The 23,428-nt window shown below is 62.9% G+C and carries 18 protein-coding genes and 1 pseudogene; 4 read left to right on the top strand and 15 right to left on the bottom strand.

Annotated elements, in window-relative coordinates; all coding sequences use genetic code 11:
• Positions 1-163: 163 nt before the first annotated feature.
• Positions 164-1,456, bottom strand: a complete 1,293-nt coding sequence (locus tag FME68_RS11690; protein WP_144014037.1) for an adenylosuccinate synthase — start codon at positions 1,454-1,456, stop codon at positions 164-166.
• A gap of 150 nt (positions 1,457-1,606) precedes the next feature.
• Entirely contained in the window at positions 1,607-2,695 is a 1,089-nt protein-coding gene (locus FME68_RS11685) for a hypothetical protein (protein ID WP_070753938.1), read from the bottom strand.
• Between the two features lie 195 nt (positions 2,696-2,890).
• Between FME68_RS11685 and FME68_RS11680 the strand changes: the two are divergent.
• Positions 2,891-3,819: pseudogene (locus FME68_RS11680) on the top strand (hypothetical protein).
• A 26-nt stretch (positions 3,820-3,845) separates the two neighbouring features.
• Here FME68_RS11680 and FME68_RS11675 read toward each other — a convergent pair.
• From FME68_RS11675 to FME68_RS11630, 10 genes are all read right to left on the bottom strand, one after another.
• Entirely contained in the window at positions 3,846-5,066 is a 1,221-nt protein-coding gene (locus FME68_RS11675; RefSeq protein WP_158397652.1) for an FUSC family protein, read from the bottom strand.
• 140 nt (positions 5,067-5,206) lie between these two features.
• Positions 5,207-6,241 carry a class II fructose-bisphosphate aldolase gene (fbaA, locus tag FME68_RS11670; protein WP_070509842.1) on the bottom strand — a complete coding sequence of 345 codons (1,035 nt, stop codon included), beginning with the start codon at positions 6,239-6,241 and terminating at the stop codon, positions 5,207-5,209.
• A 181-nt stretch (positions 6,242-6,422) separates the two neighbouring features.
• Complete coding sequence (locus FME68_RS11665; RefSeq protein ID WP_070682384.1) at positions 6,423-7,622, bottom strand: glycoside hydrolase family 76 protein; 1,200 nt, start codon at positions 7,620-7,622, stop codon at positions 6,423-6,425.
• Positions 7,623-7,685: 63 nt separating this feature from the next.
• Entirely contained in the window at positions 7,686-8,366 is a 681-nt protein-coding gene (locus FME68_RS11660; protein WP_439329294.1) for a TrmH family RNA methyltransferase, read from the bottom strand.
• Positions 8,353-8,898, bottom strand: a complete 546-nt coding sequence (pyrE, locus tag FME68_RS11655) for an orotate phosphoribosyltransferase (RefSeq protein WP_010188690.1) — start codon at positions 8,896-8,898, stop codon at positions 8,353-8,355. Before pyrE ends, FME68_RS11660 begins: the two co-directional genes overlap by 14 nt.
• A gap of 125 nt (positions 8,899-9,023) precedes the next feature.
• Positions 9,024-10,286 carry a TtfA family protein gene (locus tag FME68_RS11650; RefSeq protein WP_158397650.1) on the bottom strand — a complete coding sequence of 421 codons (1,263 nt, stop codon included), beginning with the start codon at positions 10,284-10,286 and terminating at the stop codon, positions 9,024-9,026.
• Between the two features lie 113 nt (positions 10,287-10,399).
• Positions 10,400-11,242 carry a sulfurtransferase gene (locus FME68_RS11645; protein ID WP_158397649.1) on the bottom strand — a complete coding sequence of 281 codons (843 nt, stop codon included), beginning with the start codon at positions 11,240-11,242 and terminating at the stop codon, positions 10,400-10,402.
• Positions 11,243-11,333: 91 nt separating this feature from the next.
• Complete coding sequence (clpB, locus tag FME68_RS11640) at positions 11,334-13,895, bottom strand: ATP-dependent chaperone ClpB (protein ID WP_158397648.1); 2,562 nt, start codon at positions 13,893-13,895, stop codon at positions 11,334-11,336.
• Positions 13,896-14,428: 533 nt separating this feature from the next.
• On the bottom strand, positions 14,429-15,826 hold the full coding sequence (locus FME68_RS11635) for a TetR/AcrR family transcriptional regulator (protein WP_158397647.1): 1,398 nt from the start codon (positions 15,824-15,826) through the stop codon (positions 14,429-14,431).
• A 206-nt stretch (positions 15,827-16,032) separates the two neighbouring features.
• The gene (locus FME68_RS11630; protein WP_158397646.1) at positions 16,033-17,403 is read right to left on the bottom strand and encodes a sodium/glutamate symporter; all 1,371 of its coding nucleotides are present in this window, start codon (positions 17,401-17,403) and stop codon (positions 16,033-16,035) included.
• Positions 17,404-17,571: 168 nt separating this feature from the next.
• Here FME68_RS11630 and FME68_RS11625 point away from each other — a divergent pair, with 168 nt between their 5' ends.
• Positions 17,572-18,771, top strand: a complete 1,200-nt coding sequence (locus FME68_RS11625; protein ID WP_158397645.1) for an FAD-binding oxidoreductase — start codon at positions 17,572-17,574, stop codon at positions 18,769-18,771.
• Between the two features lie 49 nt (positions 18,772-18,820).
• Here FME68_RS11625 and FME68_RS11620 read toward each other — a convergent pair whose 3' ends face one another.
• Positions 18,821-19,630 (bottom strand): carbon-nitrogen hydrolase family protein, encoded by an 810-nt coding sequence (locus tag FME68_RS11620; protein ID WP_158397644.1) that lies wholly within the window; start codon positions 19,628-19,630, stop codon positions 18,821-18,823.
• Between the two features lie 102 nt (positions 19,631-19,732).
• Here FME68_RS11620 and FME68_RS11615 point away from each other — a divergent pair, with 102 nt between their 5' ends.
• Positions 19,733-19,993, top strand: coding sequence for a hypothetical protein (locus FME68_RS11615; RefSeq protein WP_158397643.1), 261 nt, complete (start codon positions 19,733-19,735; stop codon positions 19,991-19,993).
• Entirely contained in the window at positions 19,990-21,141 is a 1,152-nt protein-coding gene (locus FME68_RS11610; protein WP_158397642.1) for an alpha/beta hydrolase, read from the top strand. Before FME68_RS11615 ends, FME68_RS11610 begins: the two co-directional genes overlap by 4 nt.
• Here the strand turns inward: FME68_RS11610 and exaC are convergent.
• Positions 21,138-22,658 carry an acetaldehyde dehydrogenase ExaC gene (gene exaC / locus FME68_RS11605; RefSeq protein WP_158397641.1) on the bottom strand — a complete coding sequence of 507 codons (1,521 nt, stop codon included), beginning with the start codon at positions 22,656-22,658 and terminating at the stop codon, positions 21,138-21,140. The two genes, FME68_RS11610 and exaC, sit on opposite strands and share 4 nt — an antisense overlap.
• A gap of 343 nt (positions 22,659-23,001) precedes the next feature.
• Complete coding sequence (locus FME68_RS11600; RefSeq protein WP_158397640.1) at positions 23,002-23,424, bottom strand: heat shock protein transcriptional repressor HspR; 423 nt, start codon at positions 23,422-23,424, stop codon at positions 23,002-23,004.
• Between the last annotated feature and the right edge of the window lie 4 nt (positions 23,425-23,428).

Here is a 23,428-nt window from a genome sequence, read left to right as displayed (position 1 = left end):
CGCGCAAATGGGGCCATAGAAACACAAACCGCCCCGCTTCCCAGTACATGGTGCGTGCAGGTAGTTGTGTGCACGATGCTGCAGGAGAAGCGGGGCGGTTGCTATGTGACACCGCCGCCGTTAGGTGGTGCCTGAAGTTGTTCGGCTTGGACTATTTGACGCCTTACTGGTCTTGCATGACGTCGTGGCGCACGATGGTCTGGTCGCGGCCGGGGCCGACACCAATGTAGGAGATGCGGCAGCCGGAGAGTTCCTCCAAGCGCAGGACGTAGTCCTGTGCCTTCTGTGGAAGCTCCTCAAAAGTCTGGCAGCCGGTGATGTCCTCATCCCAGGCCGGCATGGTTTCAAAGATGGGCTCGGCGTGGTGGAACTCGGACTGGGTCAGCGGCATCTCGTCGTAGCGCTTGCCGTCAACGTCATAGGCCACGCAGATGGGAATCTCACCAATGCCGGTAAGCACGTCCAGCTTGGTCAGGAAGTAATCCGTGAAGCCGTTGACGCGGGTGGCGTAGCGGGCAATGACAGAGTCATACCAGCCGCAGCGGCGCTTGCGGCCGGTGTTGACGCCGATTTCGCCGCCGGTGGTCTGCAGGTACTCGCCCCACTTGTCGAAAAGCTCCGTGGGGAACGGGCCAGCGCCGACGCGGGTGGTGTAGGCCTTGATGATGCCCAGGGAGGTAGTAATGCGCGTCGGGCCAATGCCGGAGCCCACAGCAGCACCACCGGCCGTCGGGTTCGAGGAGGTCACGAACGGGTAGGTGCCGTGGTCAACGTCCAGCATGGTGGCCTGGCCGCCTTCCATGAGGACGTGCTTGCCCTCATCCAGAGCCTGGTTTAGCTCCAATTCGGCCTCAATAACCATCGGGCGCAGGCGCTCGCGGTAGCTCAGGAAGTACTCCACAACCTGCTCCGGCTCGATGGCCTTGCGGTTGTACATCTTCACCAGCATCTGGTTCTTAATATCCAGGGCAGACTCGACCTTCTGGCGCAGGATGGACTCATCGAAGATGTCCTGCACGCGGATGCCGATGCGGGCGACCTTGTCGGCATAGGCGGGGCCGATACCGCGGCCGGTGGTGCCGATGGCGCGCTTGCCCAGGAAGCGCTCCTGCACGCGGTCAAGCGTCTGGTGGTAGGGCGCCACGAGGTGCGCATTGGCGGAAATCTTCAGGCGCGAAGCGTTAGCGCCGCGGGCTTCGAGGCCATCAATCTCATCGAAGAGGGCCTCCAGGTTAATCACCACGCCGTTGCCCAGGACTGGGGTGGCGTTTTCAGAGAGAATACCGGCGGGAAGGAGCTTCAGCTCGTACTTCTCGCCGCCGACCACGACGGTGTGGCCGGCATTGTTACCGCCGTTGGGCTTAACTACGTAATCGACTTTGCCGCCGAGGATGTCGGTAGCCTTGCCCTTGCCTTCATCGCCCCACTGGGCGCCGACGATGACGATCGCTGCCATGTTTGATGTCACTTCCTATTTATTGAAGTCAAATACGCACCTACTTTACCCGCCGCAGCGGTGCAGCGGTGAGTTTGTGACAAGCTCGTCAGGAATTGATGCGCCGGCACCTTCGTGGAGAGGTTCGTCCCGAACCTCGTTCAAGTCCAACTACGCGATTTCGGTGTTTGAGTTGGCACCGTCGCCCTTGTCTTTCTCTTCGATGAAGATGGTGTCATTGGTGAACATCAGCCTCGAATTGTTTGGGGTGCTGATAATGATCCCATCGTCAACGACAGCGATTTGAGCTTCAATGTCATCGATGCCGATTCGGTAGAGACCGTTGCTATCGATCTTCTTGCCGTCAGTTGGGAGGTTGTCGACACCACCCTGGCTGTACCTGGTTTCACCCTCCAGCGGTAGGAGGCTCACCACATCGAATTCCATATCTTCCGGCAGGTTGGTCTTATCGCTCTTGATAACCCAGGCTCCGCCACCGCCGTGTGCGCAGTCAATGGATTTTTCATTCGCATCGATACCGCACACCAAGTTCCAACCGTCGGCGGAAATATCGAACAGCGTTTCACCGCGGAGGTCTTCTTCATCCTTGGCCAGGTCCGCGGAGTCGGTGGGCTCTGACTTTACGTCAATGAAGAATATGTCCGAGTTCACACCGTCAAAGGAGTTCTCCATCGAAGGTGCCTCAGTGCCTGGGCGCTTGTACACCTTTCCTTCGACGCCGACAATGTCTCCTTCAGTCTTGGACTCATAGGTGTAACCCTCTCCATCCTCAGTGACCTCAAATGAGGAGGACGTGATGTACAGGGCATTCTCGTCGTAGACCCTGCCGTTGACGAAGAAGACGGGAACCTTCACGGGTTCGCCATCGAACTTGCCCTCCAACACCACGTAGCTGAGGAACTTGCAGGGGTCATACTCGTCTTCGCCGATGGTGAGGTCCTCAAATTTCTCGGTGGAGCCTTTCACGTAGGCTTCCTTGTTATCAAGGACCTTGCCAAGGTCGGTGTCCTCGAGCTCCTTCTTTTCTTCGCAGTTAGGGTGCGTGCTGGAGGAGGAAGTGCTGCTCGGTGTCGACGATGTCGTCGCGCTGGCCTTCGTAGAACTAGTCACGGACGCGGCGGCGGCCTCGGTGAAGGCGGGTTCCTCGGCTTCCGTCTGTGAACCCCCGCCGAAACTGCACGAACTCACCAACAGTCCAGCGGCGGATACAAGCGCAAGGGTTGCCATACGGGTGGACACGGTGAATACCTCCAGCTATCAGACAAAGAAAAAGTTAAGTGTTAAGAAGTTGAGAGTTGCTTTGGAGTTAAGCGTTGTAATGGAGCCTACCTAGCAGATGTGACGTGCACTACTTAGTTTCTGGAAGCGCCGTTGGTTGAGCGGCGCTGGCGCTCCTTTTTCGCGAACCTCTTCTCACGCTTCTATGCTTCTTGTATGATCTGTGCGCTTGTAGACTGCGGCGGCCATCTCACTGAGGCCCATACCGATGCCCTCGCTGAGGCTCAACAGAGCGGAATCCGCGTTGAGCACTTCCGCGTCGCCTCGGTCCCCAGCCGGCAGGAGCTGAAGGCTATTGATGCGCTGGCCAGGGACATCCTTCCGGAGGACCCCACTCCATCGCTGGATAAGATTGCCGCGCAACCGGACGTGAGTCACCTCGGCGAGCCGGCCCAGCACCCCAAAAGCAGTACTTGCGCGAGCCTTTGCGCATCGTGGTTATTGGCAGCGACGCCGCACTCAGCGCGGTGTTGACCCGCATGATGCGGGCGGATTACCTGTGGGCCGAGGTTGGGTATGTCCCCACCGGGGAGCATTCCACAGCGGCGATGAATTGGGGCCTGAAATCGAGCGGAGCGGGTCAGGAGCGCCAGGGGCCCGGCAACCAGGGAGCAGTAATGGAGGAAGCACTCTCCTTTGCCATGACCGCGCCCGTCAAGCCGGTGCCGCTCATCCGTAATGACGCGGGCCTCGCCGTGGCGGGTTCGGCAACGATTGCGGAATGGTCGAATGAGGAGATCACGGGGGAGATCATCGTCGACGATGCCGTGCTGCTGCGCGCAGATCGTGAGAAGGATGTCTTCGGGGCAAAGCTCGTACCAATGACGGATGCGCCGGGCATCGTGGCGGCGAAGGCAGTGACGAGCTTTGAGGCGGAGGCTGCACCGCGCCGTGGGCTGTTCGTCCGCCTGCGCAAGCCTGCACAGCCTGGACAACTCGACCCGGCCAGCGTCGTGCAGGGCCGGGCGGTGCAGGCAGGAGGGCCGTCGCTCAGCGTCAGCGTCGATGGAGTCCGCGCTAAGCGGCCGGTCAAGCGCGTGACGTTCTACCGCCACCTGCGGGACCTGCAGATCGTGCGGCCCTAGCCTGTATCAGCTGCCCTAGACCAGCCTTAGTTTTCCTCCCAGACCTCCGGCGGGTAGGCCGGGTGTTTGGAGGTGGGCACGAGTTGTGCCACGGCTGACTCCCGCGACATGCCGCACACCATGAGTAGGTCCACGATGATGGAGCGCGTCTGGGCGAGTACGGCGTAAGCGGAGAGGACTGCCTCCTCGCCGGCAATGTCCATCGAGCAGCGCGCACCCAGCTGGCGTAGGCGGTTGACGATCTCCGGAATGGCTTGCGCCTCATCCACGCGACGCTCGCGCGCTGTTTGGTGGGTGTAGAGATCGGAGAGCTCCATCGTGATTTCAGCGAGTTCGTCGATGATCTCGACTTGCTCGGGCGTGGCTTGGTCGCCGTCTTCGGCGAGTACAAGCGCCCGACGCGAAAGCACGCGGGTGCCGCGGACCACGTTGTCGACGGGCGTGAGGATGCGTTCCAAGGAGCGAACGGTACGTTGTGAGCTCCACAGGAAAGGTGACAGGCGTGCGGTTTCCGCACCGCCCTTGGTGGCGTTGAGCATGTTGTTGATGTCATCCTGCGTGCCGCGCACCGCGTCGCGTGCTTCCGTGATGGTCTCAGGATCGTTTTCTTCGAGCCCCTTGGCCACGTCGGAGAGGACCAGGGAGGTAATGCCCAAGACCTTCGAGACTTCCGAGCGCCCCGCGCGCAAGGGCGAGGAAGGAATCAGCACGATCATCGTAAGGCCAATGACCGCACCGATGATGGCGTCAATGGCACGGGAGATGCCGCCCATTTCTTCCGGGGGAAGAATGGTGGCGATGAGGATGGCGGCAATGACGATTTGGTTGCTCACCAGCTGCGAACTAGTGAAGAAAGAACCGATAATCAGGGCCAACCCGATGATGATGGTCATGTGGATGGGGCCGGTCCCGAGGGCGTCGACAAGCAGCGTGCCCACCAAGACTCCTACAACACCGCCGAGGGCCATGTCCACGGCGCGCTTGAGGCGGTCCCTGCCCGATAAGCCGAGGATGATGATGACGGCCATCGGGGCAAAGAAGGGCTGCGCATGGCCGAAGAAATCGTGCGCAACATAGAAGGCCAAACCCGCGCCTATCGTGCACTGGAGCATGAACACGAGCCGGTTGCGGATGCGTGTGAGGCGCGCCTTGAGGGACTTATCCACCAACCGCAGCTGCTCGCGGGTAGTTTTGCGAACACGCTTGACGGTACTCGACGAACTCGACGATGACTCTTGCGCTTCCATGACTCCGATATTTTACGCGTTCTGGCGGCGGGTTTGGATGAACAAAGCCACCCCTCGAGGGTGAGGGGTGGCTTGTCGGGATGACGCAACGCCGCTTAGCGCCGGTGGGTGCTCAGCGCCGGCATCCGGCTGGTGTGGGTTTACTTGGAAACGGTCTTGCCCACGGAGTGCAGGTCCTGGCAGGCCTCAACCACGCGGTCAGCCATGCCCTGCTCAGCCTTCTTGAGGTAGGAGCGCGGGTCGTAGACCTTCTTGTTGCCAACCTCGCCGTCGATCTTGAAGACGCCATCGTAGTTAGCGAACATGTGGCGAGCGACCGGGTTGGTGAAGGCGTACTGGGTATCGGTGTCAACGTTCATCTTGATGACGCCGTAGCGCAGGGCCTCTTCGATCTTCTCCTTCTCGGAGCCGGAGCCACCGTGGAAGACGAAGTCGAAGGGCTGGGAGCCTTCAGCCAGGCCGAGCTTCTTCACAGCAACCTTCTGGCCCTCGTCGAGGACCTCTGGGCGCAGCTTCACGTTGCCCGGCTTGTACACGCCGTGGACGTTACCGAAGGTAGCGGCCAGCAAGTAGCGACCCTTCTCGCCGGTACCGAGGGCATCGACGGTCTTCTCAAAGTCCTCCGGGGAGGTGTAGAGGTTAGCGCCGGCCTTAGCCTCAACGCCGTCCTCTTCGCCGCCGACAACGCCGATCTCGACCTCGAGGATGATGTTGGCGTTGTGGGCCTTCTCGAGGAGCTCCTGGGCGATCACGAGGTTCTCATCGATCGGGATAGCGGAGCCATCCCACATGTGGGACTGGAAGAGCGGGAGCTCGCCGCGGTCAACGCGCTCCTGGGAGAAGGCGATCAGCGGGCGCACGTACTCATCCAGAACTTCCTTCTGGCAGTGGTCAGTGTGCAGCGCAACGTTAATGCCGTAGTGCTGAGCAGCCTCGTGGGCGAAGGCGGCCAGTGCCTTGGCGCCGGCAACCTTGTTCTTCACGGACAGGCCGGAACCGAACTCGGCGCCGCCGGTGGAGAACTGGATGATGCCGTCGGACTCAGCCTCGGCGAAGCCGCGGAGAGCGGCGTTGATGGTTTCGGAGGAGGTGCAGTTAATTGCCGGGAATGCGAAGCCGCCCTTCTTGGCGGTATCCAGCATCTGGTTATAAACCTCAGGGGTTGCAATAGGCATGAAATTCCATCCTTTGGAGTTGCTGTGCAGTAAGCCGTGCCGTCCCACGTCCAGCGAAACAACACGTTCCAACATCCAAGTATGCCTGTTGTTGTGGTTTTCCGCCGCGAGATGTGATGTGACCTCACTTAAACACCGTCTCGCGGGGACGGCACACCCCCACCTAGCTGGGCAAGCGCTGCTATTTCTTGGATTCTGACTTGTACTTCACAATCCGGGTGCAGGCCTCCAACAACATCCAACCGGACAACTGAACGGACAAGTCGCGCTCAGCCACGCGGATAATTCCCATCTTCTGGCTCAGCGAAGAGGGTCCAAAACCGTAGTTGTGGGGAAGCTTCGCATCCGCGGTCCAGTCGGAGCCGAAGATGGGCAAGCCATCCACCTCTAGGCGGTGTTCCCACACGGATTCCGCCGAAGCCGTTACGAGGCGAGCGGCCAGCTTCTTGGTTGCGCGGTTAGCCGGTGAATCGCCCGGCAGGCGCACCGCTACGTCCGCCAGGTAGCGGGCGAGGATGCCCTTGAACAGGCCGCCGTCGCCGTCGCCAGTCTGCCAATCGATGACGCCCGTGTACGTTGCCATGCCCGTGGCCACCGCTTGGACCAGGCCGCGGATGCGGGTGGTGTAGTCCATCATGTCTGCGGCGAGTTCGGCCTCGTGGACAGAGTCGATGTCCTCCACGGAGCGCAGGCCGGTCTTCTCCCGCAGCGCCAGCACGATTTCCAGGCAGGCGCCGAGCACCACGCCCTGGCAGTAGGGGTGGATGGCGCGGACGACCTCGCGGCCATCCATGCGCATGCGGATGCCATCCATGACGAAGCCATCGTCATCGATGAGATGGTCATAGATCCAGTCCACGATATGGCGGGCTTCCTCAACCCGGCCCATGCGAGCCAGCATGATGGCACCCGGCCCGTTGGAGGGGACATTGAGGAAGGTCTCGCCCTCACGCCAGGGCAGCACGCCCACCTGCGAGTCGATGCCATCGCGGATGTTGTGCTGCAGGCTGCTCAGCTTCTTGTGGGGGCGCATCTTCTTAAGCTCGCCAGCGCGGGCGATGGCCAGGGCCATCCAGGCCTTGTCGTCGTAGTAGCGGTTCTTCGTCAGTGGCTGGAGATTGCGCACGTGGACGCCGCGGATGGTGTTGGCGATGAGCGTGCGGCGCGCCTTGGTGTTCTTGCGCAGGGCGGCGTCGACAAGACAGTCCAGGTAGTGTGCCTGCCACCAGTAATGCCAGTGGACGAAGAGTGATTCCTTGGTGGTGGGTGGCCAACTCACCACGGCAAGGTTGGTTCGGGGCAAGCCCCACACGGCTTGCGCGTGGCGCTCATTGATGGCTGTTTCCGCAAGGTCGGCGCGGTGGGACCATTTCTCTAACACTTTTGTCTCATCATTCTCACAATGTGAATTCGTTACCTAGATGTAAACACAGTGCGCGGGATCTCACCAAGCTTTTGATAAATCCGCATGCTGCCGAATCCATGCATGCATGGCAATGCCCGCGGCCACGCCCGCGTTGATGGAGCGAGTAGACCCAAATTGCGCGATGGAGCACGTCATCACTGCTGCTTCCTGGGCCTCCGGGCTAACCCCCGGGCCTTCCTGCCCGAAGAGGAGCAAGCAGCGCTCGGGCAGCTCCGCGGTTTCTAGGGGCACACACCCGGGGGTGTTATCAATGGCCACGACGGTCAGGTCTTGGTTCGCCGCCCAGGCCATCAACTCGCTCACGTCCGCGTGGTGCATGAGGTGTTGGTACCTGTCGGTGACCATGGCGCCGCGCCGGTTCCAGCGGCGCCGACCCACGATGTGGACGGTATCGACGGCAAAGGCGTTGGCGGTGCGCACCACCGTGCCGATGTTGGCATCGTTCTCGAAATTCTCGATGGCGATGTGCAGGGCATGTCGGCGGGTGTCGATATCCTCCCGGATCGCCTCGCGCGTCCAGTAGCGGTAGGCGTCGACGACATTGCGGCGGTCCCCCTCCACGAGAAGCTCAGGATCGTATTTCTCCGCTTCTGGGCCTTCGGGCAGCGGCCCTTCCCAGGGGCCGACGCCGTGGCGGCCCTCGTTCCACTCGGTGGGACCTTTGGCTTCCGCCTCTTCCTCGGGCTTAGGCAAGGTCAAGGTCCTCCAGGCCCAGCAGGTAACGGTATTCCAAGCCCTCGGCGGCGATGGCTGCGCCGGCGTCGGTGTTGCGATCCACCACGGTGGCCACGCCGACGACCTCGGCACCTGCCTTGCGCAGCGCCTTCACGGCGGTCAGTGGGGAGTTACCGGTCGTGGTGGTGTCCTCCACAACGAGCACCTTCTGGCCTTCAACGTTGAAGCCTTCGATCTGGCGCTGCATGCCGTGCTTCTTGGCTTCCTTGCGGACAACGAAGGCATCGATGTCGCGGCCATCGGCGTGCATGATGGACAGCGCGACCGGGTCCGCGCCCATGGTCAGGCCACCGGCAGCGGCGTAGTCCCAGTCGGCGGTGAGCTCGCGGAGCAGCGAGCCGATGAGGCGCGAGGCTTCGTGCTGCAGGGTGGCGCGGCGCAGGTCCACGTAGTAGTCGGCCTCCTTGCCGGAGGACAGCGTGACCTTGCCGTGGACGACGGCCAGCTCCTTCACCAGCTCTGCTAGGCGTTGCTTCTTCTGCTGATCCAGGCTCATCGCTCGCTCCTTAAAGTCTGTGGCTTTCTAGTCTTTAAAAATCCGCTCTGTAGTTTACCCTCTTCCCCGCGGGTGGCGGCCACATCCAGGGTTGCTGACACACCGAGGGTTGTTGGGAGTTGCTGTTAGTCGAAGATGGACGAGCCACCGTCGAAGCGGCGGGGTAGGCGGGCCTGGTTGTCCTCGGGGGTGGGGTGTTCGCGGCCATCAGCAATCGCATCCACCTCGTCCGCACCCAGGCTGGAGTGGTCAATGGTGCCGCGCGCCTCGCTGGTGCTGCGGCTCGGCATGACAACCGGTTCGGTGGGGCGCTGGATGCTGGGCGCATCGAGGGAATCATCGCGGTCCGGGACTGCAGTGGGCCCGGTAGGTTCGGGTTGCGGGGGCTGCGGGATGTCGCGGCTCGGGTCGAGTTCATCGACGCGCAGGACCTGTGTCGCCTCAGAGCGCGGCGGAAGGACGCGGGCGGCATCAGCCAGCAGGGCTAGCGGTTCCAGTAGCTCTTCCCACTCCGCGCTGCGGGCATGTTTGGTGGTTTGGGCAAGAACCCACTCCCCTTCCATCCACACGGCAGTCACCGCGGCGGGTATGCGGTGTAGCGCCGCGCTGACGCGGGTATCGATGAGGCGCTGGCCCACGCCGGCATCGGAGGCGAAGACCTCAAACCCTTCCTCCTCACGCACGTACACCAGATCCTCGGACGAGTTGTCCACTGTCTCCCCTGCCCGGCGGAAATCCACCACGATGTCGGAGGCCGCGCCGGTGCGCATGGCCATGACCGGGATCGTGCCCATATCGAAAAGGAGGGTCTCGTGGCCGCGGAAGTTTCCGGCCACGATGTCCCTGGGCTCCTGGCCGCGGGCGGCCGCGCCGCGGCTCCACTCATCCGCCAGGTAGGAATCATGCTTGGCGTATTCCCAGCCGCGCTGCTGGCCAAAGGCCTTGCGCTCGCGGCGGGCGCTACCCGGCACGAAGTACTTGGCGCGCTCCGCACGCTCCGCGAAGCTGGGCGCTGCAGCTTGCGGTTCGGTGAGTTCGTTCGGCTCTGCGGTGAGTTCCTCGGGTTCTTCTGGTTCCTCGGGCTCGTTGGGCTCAGCAACGGGTTCGTCGGAAGGTTCGGGGTTGTACTCGACAACGGGTTCCGGCTCTGCGGTGAACTCTGGTTCCTGAACGACCTCGGGCTCCGGGGTGGAGGCACCCGGCTCGGAGTCGAGCGTTGCGTCAGCGTCGACTGCCGTATCGGTAGCAGCGTCGTCAGCCGTATCGGCAACGGCGCTGTCAGCGGGGTCGCCGGCAGAGAGAGCGGCGCGCTGGCGCTGGTCCAGCCAGAGCACGATGAGACCAGCCGCGAGCGCGACGGCGGCGAGGGATAAGAGTACGAAAGGCATCACTGATCGACTCTAATCGCCCGGCGCGCCCGATCCGCGCTGACGCGCTGGTCACGCACAGGTTTGGGCGCGCACAGGTTTGGGCGCGCACAACTGGGTAGCGGGTGCGGGTGCTAGACGTGCTCGCGGTCGCCGCGCTCCACTGGGTTCTTCGGGTTGGCCGACCACTGCGACCAGCCACCCACGAAATGGCGCAAGCCGGTAAAGCCGACGTACTCCAGCACGGCGATGGTGAGCGCAGAGTGGTTGCCGGAGCCGGAATAGATGATGGCGCCGTCCACGTTTTCCTTGGTCACGCCGTGCTGGTCGAGGATCTCCAGGATTTCCTCTTTGGACTTCCACACGGTGATGTCCTCCCTGTGGAAGAGGCGCTCCGGCAGGTTAACCGCGCCTGGGATGTGGCCGGCCTTCAAGTCGAGGTTCTCGCGGCGGCCGGCGAAGCGGTTGCGCGTGCGAACGTCGAGAAGCAGGCCCTGATGCTCCTTGACCTCATCGATGGTGGCCGTGGGCATTGACCCCGTCGTCACTTTAAAGTCCGAGGGCATGCCCAAGTTGCCGGGGCCGGTGAGCGTGGACAGTGACTGGGCGCGCCAATTGGACAGGCCGCCATCGAGAATGCGGACGTTGCGGATGCCGGCCCAGCGCAGCGTCCACCACGCACGGCCGGCGAAGAGGCCGCGGCCTTCGTCGTAGACCACGACCTCGCTGTCCGCGTGCAAGCCCCAGTGATCGATCCACTCCTGGACCTTCTCCGTCTGCGGGAGGGGGTTGCGGCCCACCTTGGAGCCGGGTAGACCCACGAAGGCGGAGGCGGCGTCCGCGTACTGGGCGGTCGGAATGTGCAGGGAGGAAAACTGGTTGAAGGACTCGCCTTCCCCTGGTGCCCAGAGGGAGGCAAGGATGGTCGTCTTGTCACCGCGGTAAATCTTCTCACTCAACTCGTGAGGGGAGATCAAATGCTCATGCCCCTAGATGATAGGGGCATGAGTGGGTGCTGGCGACCGTTGAGCGCGGTGAGCACTCATCGTGCTCACCGGTTTAGGCGGATTAAGCTGTGCGGGCAGCTAGCTCGAGGTGCTCGCCACCGTCGGCGACGTCGACGTGCACGGTATCGCCGTCCACGATGTCACCGGCCAGCAGCTTCTTGGCCAGCTGGTCACCGATGGCCTGCTGGATCAGGCGGCGCAGCGGGCGGGCACCGTAGGCCGGGTCGTAGCCGCGCTCCGCCAGCCACAGCTTGGCGGCATCGGAGACCTGCAGAGTCAGGCGGCGGCCGGACAGGCGCTCGGCCAGGCCCTTGAGCTGGATGTCCACGATGCCAGAGAGCAGATCCGAGGTGAGCGGCTCGAACATCACGACGTCATCGAGGCGGTTGATGAACTCCGGCTTGAAGCTGCGCTTGACCGCCTCCATGACCTCTTCCTTGGTGCCGCCGGCACCCAGGTTGGAGGTCAGGATGATGACCGTGTTGCGGAAGTCCACGGTGCGGCCCTGTCCGTCGGTCAGGCGGCCCTCATCGAGCACCTGGAGCAGCACGTCGAAGACATCCGGGTGAGCCTTCTCGACTTCGTCGAAAAGCACCAGCGTGTACGGGCGGCGACGCACCGCCTCCGTGAGCTGGCCGCCGGCGTCGTAGCCCACGTATCCGGGAGGGGCACCGACGAGGCGGGCCACGGAGTGCTTCTCACCGAACTCGGACATGTCGATGCGAACCATCGCGGATTCATCATCGAAGAGGAAGTCCGCCAGAGCCTTCGCCAGCTCCGTCTTACCCACGCCCGTCGGGCCCAGGAAGAGGAAGGAACCGGTCGGGCGGTTCGGGTCGGCCACACCAGCGCGGGCGCGGCGCACGGCATCGGAGACCGCGGTGACGGCCTCCTTCTGGCCCACCACGCGCTGCCCCAGCACGGACTCCATGTTGAGCAGCTTCTCGGTCTCTCCCTGTAGCATCTTGCCGGCCGGGATGCCGGTCCAGGCGGAGACGACCTCCGCGATGGTGTCCGGGGTGACCTCCTCGCTGAGCATGGTGTTGTGCTGCTGCGCGGCCTTCTCCTCGGCGGCAGCCAGGTCCTTCTCCAGCGGCGGGATCTTGCCGTAGTTGATCTCGGAGGCCAGGGCTAGGTCACCATCGCGCTCCGCAATCTCTGCCTGACGGCGCAGATCCTCCAACTGCTCCTTGATGGTCTGCACGTCATCGATGGCCTTCTTCTCATTGGCCCAGCGGGCCTTGAGCTCACCGAGCTTCTCGCGCTCATCCGCCAGCTCCTGCTGGAGGGCGGTCAGACGGTCCTTCGAAGCGGCGTCCGACTCCTTCTTTAGGGCCAGCTCCTCAATCTCGAGGCGGCGCACGACGCGCTCCAGCTCATCAATCTCCTGCGGGGAGGAGTCAATCTCCATGCGCAGGCGGGAGCCAGCCTCATCGACCAAGTCGATGGCCTTATCCGGCAGGAAGCGGTTGGTGATGTAGCGGTGCGATAGCTCCGCGGCAGACACCAGTGCCGAGTCCTGGATGCGCACACCGTGGTGCACCTCGTAGCGCTCCTTAAGGCCACGGAGGATACCGATGGTGTCCTCCACGGAAGGCTCGGCGGCGTAGACCTGCTGGAAGCGGCGCTCCAGGGCGGCGTCCTTCTCGATGTACTTGCGGTACTCGTCGAGGGTGGTGGCGCCAACCAGGCGGAGCTCGCCGCGGGCCAGCATGGGCTTAATCATGTTGCCGGCGTCCATCGAGCCTTCGCCCGTAGCACCAGCGCCCACGATGGTGTGCAGCTCATCGATGAAGGTGATGATCTGCCCATCGGAAGCCTTGATCTCATCGAGCACAGCCTTGAGGCGTTCCTCGAACTCGCCGCGGTACTTCGCGCCGGCGACCATGGAGCCGAGGTCCAGGCTCAGCAGTGTCTTGCCCTTGAGGGATTCCGGTACGTCACCGGCCACGATGCGGCGGGCCAGGCCTTCCACGATGGCGGTCTTACCCACGCCGGGCTCGCCGATGAGCACCGGGTTGTTCTTCGTGCGGCGGCTAAGCACCTGGACCACGCGGCGGATCTCCTGATCGCGGCCGATGACCGGGTCAATCTTGCCCTCGCGGGCGCGGGCGGTGAGGTCCGTGGCGTACTTCTCCAGGGCCTGGAACTGTTCCTCGGGGTTCTCCGATGTCACCTTGGCTGCACCGCGCACGGAGGGGAAAGCGCCCTTCAGCGCGTCGTAGGTAGCGCCGCGGGAGGTCAACAGCTCGGCGGCATCCGACTTGGAGCCCGCAATCGCGGCGAGCAGGACCTCGGTGGAAACGTACTCATCGCCGAGCTCGCCAGCCAGCTCCTGGGCGCGGGTGAGGACGTTGAGGGCGTCGCGGTTAAAGTTCGGGTTCGCCATGTTGGCGCCCTCGGCCTTCGGGAGGGCGTCGATAAGCTGGCGCGCCTCCTTGAGAACCGTCTCCGGGTCCACACCGGTGGCCTTGAGCACCGGGGCGGCAATGCCGTCCTTCTGCTCGAGGATGGCTGCTAAGAGGTGTGCCGGGCGGATGTCCGGGTTACCGTTGGCGGAAGCCGTCTGCAGTGCTTGCTGCAGGCCCTCCTGAGTTTTAGTGGTGGGGTTAAAAGAACTCATTATTGTGTTTCTCCGTTTCTACTGTTTATCCAAACCTCCCTGCGGCTGCAGCAGGGAAGGAAGCTTCACTGTCTATAACGCTACAGAACTTGAGTCTGTTCCACTCAACTAGAACTTTTTTAAATCTTTCACTCCCGCCGGATTGAGCGCGGTTCGCTCAAGTCTACGGTGTGCGTTTTCATCCCGACTTAGGTCATGGGCGGGTAAGCAACGCCACTCTTGGCACTGCTCTTGGCGCTGCCGCTTGGCGGTGTTCGGCGGTGGGGTGGGATTGTTGCGCACTAAAGTGGCCTACGTCCGGAGGGCGTTCCACACAAGGCATCTGACAAACGGCATCTTTGGGCCTAAAAACGCCATCTGCAATGCGTAAAAGGCGTTTTTAGCCGTGAAAACGCCTTATGACTGATGCCTTTTGCCAGACGCCTTTTGGCGGATGCCTCCAGCATGCCGATGGAGGTACGCAGACGTTGCGCTGTGTGGTTTTCTGCGCGGCGCGGATTGCTGTGGATTGCCCGCGGTGCCAGTGGGCGGGGCTAGGGGTTAGCTACTGCCGCTTCCTGGGGAAGGCCGTACTTAAACGATGCTAGGACGACCGCCGCCACGGAGTAATAGAGCGACCACTTCTCGTCGAGGTCGATGTTGCGGAATTCACCTACCGAGGCCAAGTGGCACATGCCGTCGGCACCGGCCCACAGGATGAAGTTCTTGATGTAGACCAGGCGGTCCTCCGGCTCGTGGCCGGCCTCCCGCAGGGCCTCACGAGCAAAACGCATCAGCAGCGCGAAGGATTCGCTCATCTGGGTCTGCTCCTCGCCGTCCTCACTCAGCGGGACCACGGAGCCAGACGCTGCGCCGATGCAGGCGCTGTAGCGCTCTGGATGCTCCACCGCGTAATGAAAATAGGCCACCGCTACGCACAGGAGCTTATCGACGGCCGAGGCCCCCTCCGGCAGCCGCTCCAAGAGGTAGAGGATGCCGTCCACGAGTTCACGGTCAGTCTCCTGCTCGACGGTTTCACGTAGAACGAAGTCATTATCCGCCAGAGAGGCGACGAAAACATCAGAAACACCGAAGTATTCGGCGACGTTCTCAATGGTCACCGACTGCATGCCAACCCACGCCGCCAGCTGGATGGCGCGCTCCACGACGGCTGCGCGGGCCTGCTCCGCGGGAAGCTCTGTCAGATCCTCGATGGCGGTAATATCCAGGGAAAGGTCCCGGTCCGGCGTAAAGCCGCTCAGCAGTGCGCGGTACTCCTGCATCGGGTGGCGCAGATCGGGAAGCTCCAACGTCTCGGCCGTCATGAAAAGCGTTCCGATGAGCGCCTTACACACCTCGCGCAGGTTGAAGCGCCGCACCACCGAATGCTGGTGCCGCAGCACGCCAAGGACGCTCAAGTGGGCCATGCCGTGGACGGTGGCCCAGCTGGCAACGCTCAACTTTGCCAAGGTCTGGGGGCACACGTCCGGCCCGACCTCAAGCTGTGCATCGTCCGCGATGAGCGCGATGTTGTCATAGATCAGATCCAGCGCGCGGTTGCCCGATCTGTTTCCCTGCAAGAGGGACTGCCACTCATCCTCAAAGACGCAGCCCTTCTGCTCAAACAGGTAGCGAAAAAGCTCCGGTTCGCGCTCGGCGTACTCGTAGTAGGCTTCCGTGAAGGTGGTCAGCTTGGTGAACAGATCAGCGTAGCCAGGAGCGGCGTCGAGCGTCTCCTCCAAAAACTTGACCTTGCGCTCGGAGGCATAGTCCGGGATGGCGGCAACGATCTGCTCACGATCCGGAAACTCTGCACGGACCTCCGCGGGGGTAACCTCCGCGAGCTTCGCCACCGACTCCACGGTGATGGCCTCATCTCCCTGTGCAGCGCCAATGTGAAGAGCAGACTCGAGGAAGACCTCACGAGGTGAGTCTTCATAAAGAAAATGCATATGGATTCCTAAGCCTGCGCACACTGAGGGAAAGAAAAAGAGAGGCTGCGAGAGCGCCACGCTGACAGCTTCCTGAATTTTAGCCTCTTTCTTTACAAAAGAGCAATGCAAGATGAAATTCATTTCGCACTAGAACTCAGGTCCTGCTTAAGACGAGAAAACCCTCGGGGTAAGCCCCGAGGGTTGTGCGCGAAAGATTCAGCAGTCTACTTCTCTGAGCCGACGTGCCCGATGCCTTCCTTGAAGATGGTGCCGCGCGGCGGCATCATTCCACCGAACTTGAAGACGAGGTAAATGACCACCGCGATACCCAGCGAGATCCAGCCGAAGCCAGCGGTGAAGCCGTACATGACGGACAGCGGCGCGATGATGGTCCAGGAGATCTCGAACGGACCGAAGCCAATGTAGGCCATGCCGTACTCGGACAGCGTGCCGGACTTGAGCTTGGGGTCCACGATCTTGAGGATCGCAATTCCGGTGGCCACCGTCGCCGTGGCCCAGCCCCAGCCGAAGATGCCGCGCTCGATCCAGCGCTCACCGAAGAACTCGGCGGGGAACCACATGAGGAAGAAGATGCAGTAGATGGTGCCCAGGACGAAGAGCAGGAGAAGAGCCTGCCAGTAGGCAGCCACGGCGGCCGGCACGATGGCCGCCACACCGAAGGCGATGAGGTAGTCGGTCGCCGCACCGGAGACCGAGCTCACCGTGTCCTTATCCAGGTAATCCTTGGCGCCCACCATGTTCATCACAGCGCGGAAGAGCAGGCCCACGACCATGGACATTGCGAACAGCGGGATGGACACGTTCTCCCACATGGAGGAGATGCCCTTGTTAATGCCGTAGGCCGTCATCACGGTCAGGGCGATGAAGCCCACGTGGAGGGTGATGGGCTCGATGGCGGAGGGGTTCGTCGTGGCGCGGCCCAGCGAAGGGCGGTCCTCCAAGCGCGAGATGTAGCCGCGGCGCAGCTCCTCCGGGAGCTCCTTCGGAACGTGGGAAACCTTGCCCTTGCGAATGCCCCAGTTACCGGCGACGATACCGCCGATGATGGCGGCCAGCGTACCCACGGTGGCGGAGGTAAAGCCCAAGGAGGATGCCGCCTCAGCGCCCACGCCTTCCAGCGCGCTGCCCACGGCGGCCGCGGTACCGAAACCGCCGGTGAAGCCGACGGGCAGCATCATGCCGAACCAGTCCGGGGTATCAAAAGTCGGCTTGAACAGCAGGAGGCCGAGGACAATGAACAAGCCCCACTGGCCGGTGAACATCATGGTGGAATAGCCCCACATGTTGCGGGCACCCTTGCCCATGTTGCCACCCATCTCCATGGAAAAGGCCATGGAGGCGAAGACTATGGCGATGAGCAGCGAGGTGTAATCACCGAGGTTGTCGGAGAAGCCGATCCACCCCAGGACGTTGGGGCCGAAGAGCAGGCCGAGCAGGCCGGCGGTGATGGGTGCAGGCAGCAGCAAATCCTGGAATACGAATTTAATCTGGTGGCGCAAAACGTTGCCGATAACCATGAGCAAGGAAATCCAGCCCACGTCGGTCATGATTGTGAACGCAGAGAATTCTTCCATGCGAAAACTTCCTTCCGTGCCGCGCACTGCGGCGTCCTAGAGACGAGACTCACCCTCTTTCGGGAAATGAACCGTTGATTACACTACAACCCCCACCCCACTTTGCCACCCCTGGCATATAACCCTAGGGCAATTGGTCACTACCCCCAGGGGCTAGGATGGGCGGGCATGAGGGAACTGGGTGAGCATCTACGCAACCATGCTGAAGACTATCGCGATGCAGTACACAGGCACTTTTTCGCCAACGTCGCCGAATCCCGCCAAGTCTTTGCCCTATCGATGAAGGACACGCACCCCTCCATGGCCCCCGCGCTCGCGTGGGTGCTGGAGAATGTGGAGGACGGTGAGGTACAGGGGGACGTCGCCAAGCGCCTGGCACGTATGGGCCGCGATCATCGCCGCCACGGTTTTCCCCCTGAGGTCTATCCGAAATTCGAGGCATCGCTCATTCACGGGCTGGAGGTTCTGGGGCTCACCCCGTACCAGCACGACGTCGCCACGCGCACCATTTCCCAGGTGTGCTCGATCATGCGCGCCGCGGCGCAGGAGGCGGACTCCGATGGTATTCCCCCTGCCCACAGCGCCCAGGTCGTAGCCGTTGACAAGCCGAACCGGCGCACCGCGGTGATCCGGCTGGAATCGGGCGTGGCGCTGGATTACCGCGCGGGGCAGCACGTTCCGGTGACGTCTCAGCTCACGCCCGGTACCTGGCGCCCGCTGACCCCGGCAGCACCCCCGGAGGACTCCGGACAGCTGACGTTCCACCTCGCGCTGGCCGGTGAGGCCTCCTCCATGCTGGCCAAAGCGCAGCCGGGCGATTGGTGGACGCTGGGCGCGCCCGCCGGTGAGCCGCCGCGGCTGGATGACACGACGACATTGATTTCCTTCGGTACCGGCTGGGCGGGCGCGCGGGCGCTGCTTCTCGACGGCCTAGCGAACGACCTTCCCTCCGGGCTCCAGGTCTATGCCGTGGCTCCTTCGCCGGGCGAGCACTATGACACGGAATTCCAGGCCAATCTGCAGGCTTTAGTTCCAGGCCTGCAGCTGCGCCACATCGTCCGGGATGGCCAGGACCCCTGGCTGCTCGGCGCACGACCGGCAGCCGCAGGCTTCGATCCTGTGGTGGCCAAGGAGCCGATGGAACCGGTGCTTGCCGAGGGAACTGACCGCCGCTTCGTGCTCATCGGCCCGGCCGACCGCGTCGAGCTAGCCCAGGCGGCCCTGCTTTCGGGCGGCGTTAAAGAGGAGGCGATCACCACGGATAGTTGGCAGCGTGGCCACGAGTGGGCGGCCTCCGCTGCGGAGCTCGACGGCTGGGGCGATGACTGGGAGGCCTGGGCGGCGTGGAAGAAATCCCAGTGGGCCTAAGCGCTTAGACGCTTAGGCGTACAAACGGAGCTTAGGCGTGCAAAGGGGCTTAAGCGTCCAGGACGGGGAGGGACTGGCGGACCTTTGCCACGGTGTCTGGGTCCACCTCGCCGTAGAGGATTTCCGGCTCGTAGCCGGCCTCGGCACGGCGCGTGCCGTCCGGTGCCACGAGGACGGAATGCCCAATCCCGGTGGGCCCGGAGGCCTGCCCAGCCTTGGCCTCGCCGCCGGGGCGCGCCTGGCCAGCGGCCAGGATGTACGTCGTGGAATCGAGCGCGCGCGCTGCGCTGAGCAGGCGCCACTGTTCCAGCTTGCCCGGGCCATCCGCCCAGCTGGTGGGCACGACGATGAGCTGGGCGCCCCGGCGGGCGAGTTCCTTGAACTGCTCGGGGAAGCGGATGTCATAACAGGTGGCCACGCCCACGGTGAGGTCACCGGCCTCGAAGGTAACGAGTGATTCGCCCGGCCGGACGGTATCGGATTCCTTGTATTTGAAGGCATCGTAGGTGTGGATTTTCTCGTAGCCGCTGAGGACTCCGGGCCCGGCGATGAGCGCGACGTTGGCCACGCGGTTGATGGTTTTCTCACCGCGCTCGACGGTGTCCGCCGGGGCGAACATTCCCAGGACCACGTACACGCCGAGTTCTTCCGCTAGGGCGCGCACCGCGGTGGCGGTGGGGCCATCGAGCCCCTCCGCGTTCGTATCGAGGCGCCCGGAGTCGAAGCTTTGGGTGGTAGCTTCCGGCAGGACGATGAGCTGCGCGCCGTTATCCGCGGCTTCCCGGATCTTGTCGAGTGCTACGGCGAGGTTCTTTTCAACGTCCCCGGTGCTGGTCAATTGAACTGCTGCTACCTTCATGCGGCCCACGGTAGACGAGCCCGGACTAGTTATCCACAGATTTCGCGGATTCAGTGTCGCAGTCCTTTACTGCGGGTGGGCTGCTGGCGCAGTCTCGATGCTATGAACCATCTCGCCATTGACCGCGGTGCCCGCCAGCAGATCCGCTCCCTCTTCGACCATTCCTCCCCCACCGCGTTGCCCTCCGTGCGGCAGCCTCCCCGGACCGCGCGTGCTTTGGAGATTCTCGGCGCGCGGTGGGAGGAGTCACGAAGGCTCAGCGAGAGTGCGCGGCGAGCCCAATTGGAGGAGCTGGACCGCTTCGTGGGTGTGGCCCAGGGTGTCGATGCGGAGCTTTCTTTTTTCTTGGGAGACACCCAATGAGCGCAGCAGAGGCAATGCGTGCGGAGGCTTACCGTTTGGAGGATTCGTCCGCTGAGCTTGCCCGATATATCGATGCCTCGCACCATCATTGGGTAGCGCTAGCGATTTCTGGGGCGGCCGCGGACGCAGCGCGCGGCTCCCTCCACCGCGCCACCGATGCACTGCTGGGGCCGGCGCAGCAGATGCGCGTGGCGGCACACATCGTGAGCCTTTATGCGCCGTTGATGGAGCGGATTGAGCAGCTGCGCGCCCGAGCCCTTCGGCTCGCTGTGGTTCCCGCTCTAGCGGAGCCCGCCAGCGCGGTGCTGGGGCACCTCGACACGCTGGCCGATGTCCTCGACTGGGCCTGCGCCCGTCAGCTGAACGCCCTGTGCACCCCGGAGCTGGGTGAGCCGCCGACTCGCCTGGAGGATTTCAGCGAGCTATCCCTGGCGGAATTGCATGAGGTCCAGCTGACCATGGCCAGCGAGGAGGTCCGCTCCCTGGTTGCAGCTAATCCGGACCTCACCGTGCTGGAGGCTAGTCCCGGACGGCTGGTGGTGCTCGTCGACCCAGAGAATATCGGCACGCACGCGGCCCAAGTCAGCACGTTTGTGGGCGGGGTCGGCTCCTCCGAGCCTGGTAGCTGGCCCACCGCAGTGGAGCGCGCCCGCGCCATCGCCCGCGCCACGCACGGGCCCGCCGTGGCGTGGATTGGCTATGCTGCCCCCTCCTCGCTGTCCCGCGCGGCACACGAGGAGCCGGCGCGCCGCGGCGCTACCGAACTCATCCGCTTCCAGCGCGCCCTGCGGCAACGCTTCCCTGGCGCCCAGCACATGGTGATCGGCTACTCCTATGGGTCCGTGGTGGCGGGCAAGGCTGCGCAGCAGGACTATGTTGCAGATGACGTCGTGCTCGTTGGCAGCCCGGGTGCCTCCGTGGCTCACGCCTCGCAACTGCACGGCCGGGTTTGGAGCGCACGCAACGCCGAGGATCCGATCGCCGCAATCACCGGACCGCGCGGCGGCATCCACGGCCCAGATCCTTCCTCCCCTGCCTTCGGCGCCACCGCGGTGCCGGGCGCGAGCGGGCTACCGGGCGATCATGGCTCCTATTGGAAAGACCCCGCATTTCTGCGGGGTCTGGGGGTCATAGCCAGCAGATATTAGAACAGGCCAGCCTGCTCCTCAGAGTAGGACACCAGCATGTTCTTGGTCTCCTGGTAGTGAGCGAGCATCATGAGGTGGTTCTCGCGGCCGATGCCGGATTCCTTGTAACCACCGAACGCACTGTGGGCGGGGTACACGTGGTAGTGGTTGACCCACACGCGGCCGGCCTGGATTTCGCGGCCGGCGCGGTAGCAGGTGTTCTGGTGGCGCGACCAAACACCGGCGCCAAGGCCGAAGTTGGTGTCATTGGCAATCTGGATGGCTTCCTCGAAGTCCTTGAATGTAGCCACGGAGAGCACCGGACCGAAGATTTCCTCGCGGAAGATGCGCATGTCATTGGTTCCACGAAAGACGGTCGGCTCAATATAGTAGCCGTTCTCCAGGCCTTCCACCTTGTTCACGTGGCCACCGATGAGGGTTTCCGCACCTTCCTTCGGGCCGATCTCGAGGTATTCGGTGATCTTGTCCATCTGCTCCTGGGATGCCTGCGCACCCATCATCGTTTCGGTGTCGAGCGGGTGGCCGATCTTGATCTTCTTCACGCGCTCCACGGCCAGCTCCAGGAACTTGTCCGCAATGTCCTCGTGGATGAGCGCGCGCGATGGGCAGGTGCAGACCTCACCCTGGTTGAGGGCGAACATGACGAAGCCCTCGACGCACTTCTCCAGGTAGGCATCGTCCTTGTCCATGATGTCCGCGAAGAAGATAGACGGCGACTTGCCGCCGAGTTCCAGGGTGACCGGAATGACCTTGTCCGCAGCCGCTTTGTTGATGATCTTGCCCACCGGGGTGGAGCCGGTGAAGGCAATCTTGGCGATGCGGTCCGAGGTGGACAACGCCACGCCCGCTTCCTCACCAATGCCGTTGACGATGTTGAGCACGCCCTTCGGCAGGAGGTCCTCGATGATCTCAATGAGCAGCAGGATGGAGGCCGGGGTCTGCTCGGCGGGCTTCATCACGATGGTGTTGCCCGCAGCCAGCGCCGGGGCGATCTTCCACGCCGCCATGAGCAGCGGGAAGTTCCACGGGATAATCTGGCCCACAACACCCAGCGGCTCGTGGAAGTGGTAGGCCACGGTGTCCTGGTCAATCTGGGACAGGCGGCCCTCCTGCGCACGGATGGCGCCGGCAAAGTAGCGGAAGTGGTCGACCGCCAGCGGAATGTCGGCAGCGAGGGTCTCGCGCACGGCCTTGCCGTTCTCCCAGGTCTCCGCGACGGCGATCTTCTCCAGGTTCTCCTCGATGCGGTCTGCAATACGGTGCAGCAGAAGCGCGCGCTCTGCCGGGGTGGTCTTGCCGAAGGTCTCGAAAGCCTTTTCCGCGGCGTCAATGGCCAGGTTGATATCCGCCTCCTTGCCGCGGGCAACCTGGCAGAAGACCTCACCGGTAACCGGAGTGATGTTGTCCATGTATTCGCCGTCGACCGGCGGTACCCACTCGCCGCCGATGTAGTTGTCGTAGCGCTCGCGGTAGTTGACGATGGCGTCTGCGGTTCCGGGGTTAGCGTACAAAGTCATGGTCATCGCACCTTTCTCGTTGTCTTAAGGGTTTCCGTTGGGCCTTCACCTGAGGTTCTCGGCCACATTCACCAAGGAATGTGACAGGTCACACAACGTTGGGTGCGAGTGTAGCGCTACTTTCCAACAAACTCACGTTTTCTACAAGGAAAGCTTTTTCTTCTGGATGGTTACCTCTAGAGAAAGTGCCCGCGTTGCCAAAGATCGTGCCCACAATTGCTCTGGACCTTGGATCTTTGGCAACACGGGCACTTGTTGTGCAAAGAGTACGGAGGCCCAGACCGAGCAAGGCCGGCTGGGCTGAAAACGAAAAGAACCCCCTCCGCGAAGGAGGGGGACGTGCCTAGCTGTCGCGGCGGCGGTTGCGCCGCGGCGTCCACATCACCACGGAGGTAGAACGAGGAACGTGGACCAGCTCGCCGCGCGATGGTCGCGCCTGGCTGCGCAGGCGGTCGACCTCCGCCTGCAGCTCATCGCGCTCGGCCGCGAGGCGGTCCCGCTCCGCGGTCAGCTCGATGATGGATTTGATGCCGGCCAGATTCACGCCATCATCTTGCGAGAGTGCCTGAATCTTGCGCAAGAGCTCGATGTCGCTCTCGGAATAGCGGCGCCCACCCCCGGAGGTGCGGGCTGGGGAGACCAGCCCCATCCGGTCATACGTGCGCAGGGTTTGAGCGTGCATGCCGGATAGTTCCGCGGCAACAGAGATGACGTACATCGCCTTGGGCTGGGCCGCATCGGTTCGATTTGCGTCGTCCTTGCTCATCTCA

The sequence above is a fragment of the Corynebacterium hiratae genome (genome assembly GCF_009708045.1).
In the GTDB taxonomy this organism is placed as follows: Bacteria; Actinomycetota; Actinomycetes; order Mycobacteriales; family Mycobacteriaceae; genus Corynebacterium; species Corynebacterium hiratae.
Note: the sequence above shows the minus strand (reverse complement) of the source record. Positions and strands in the feature narration are given on the sequence as shown.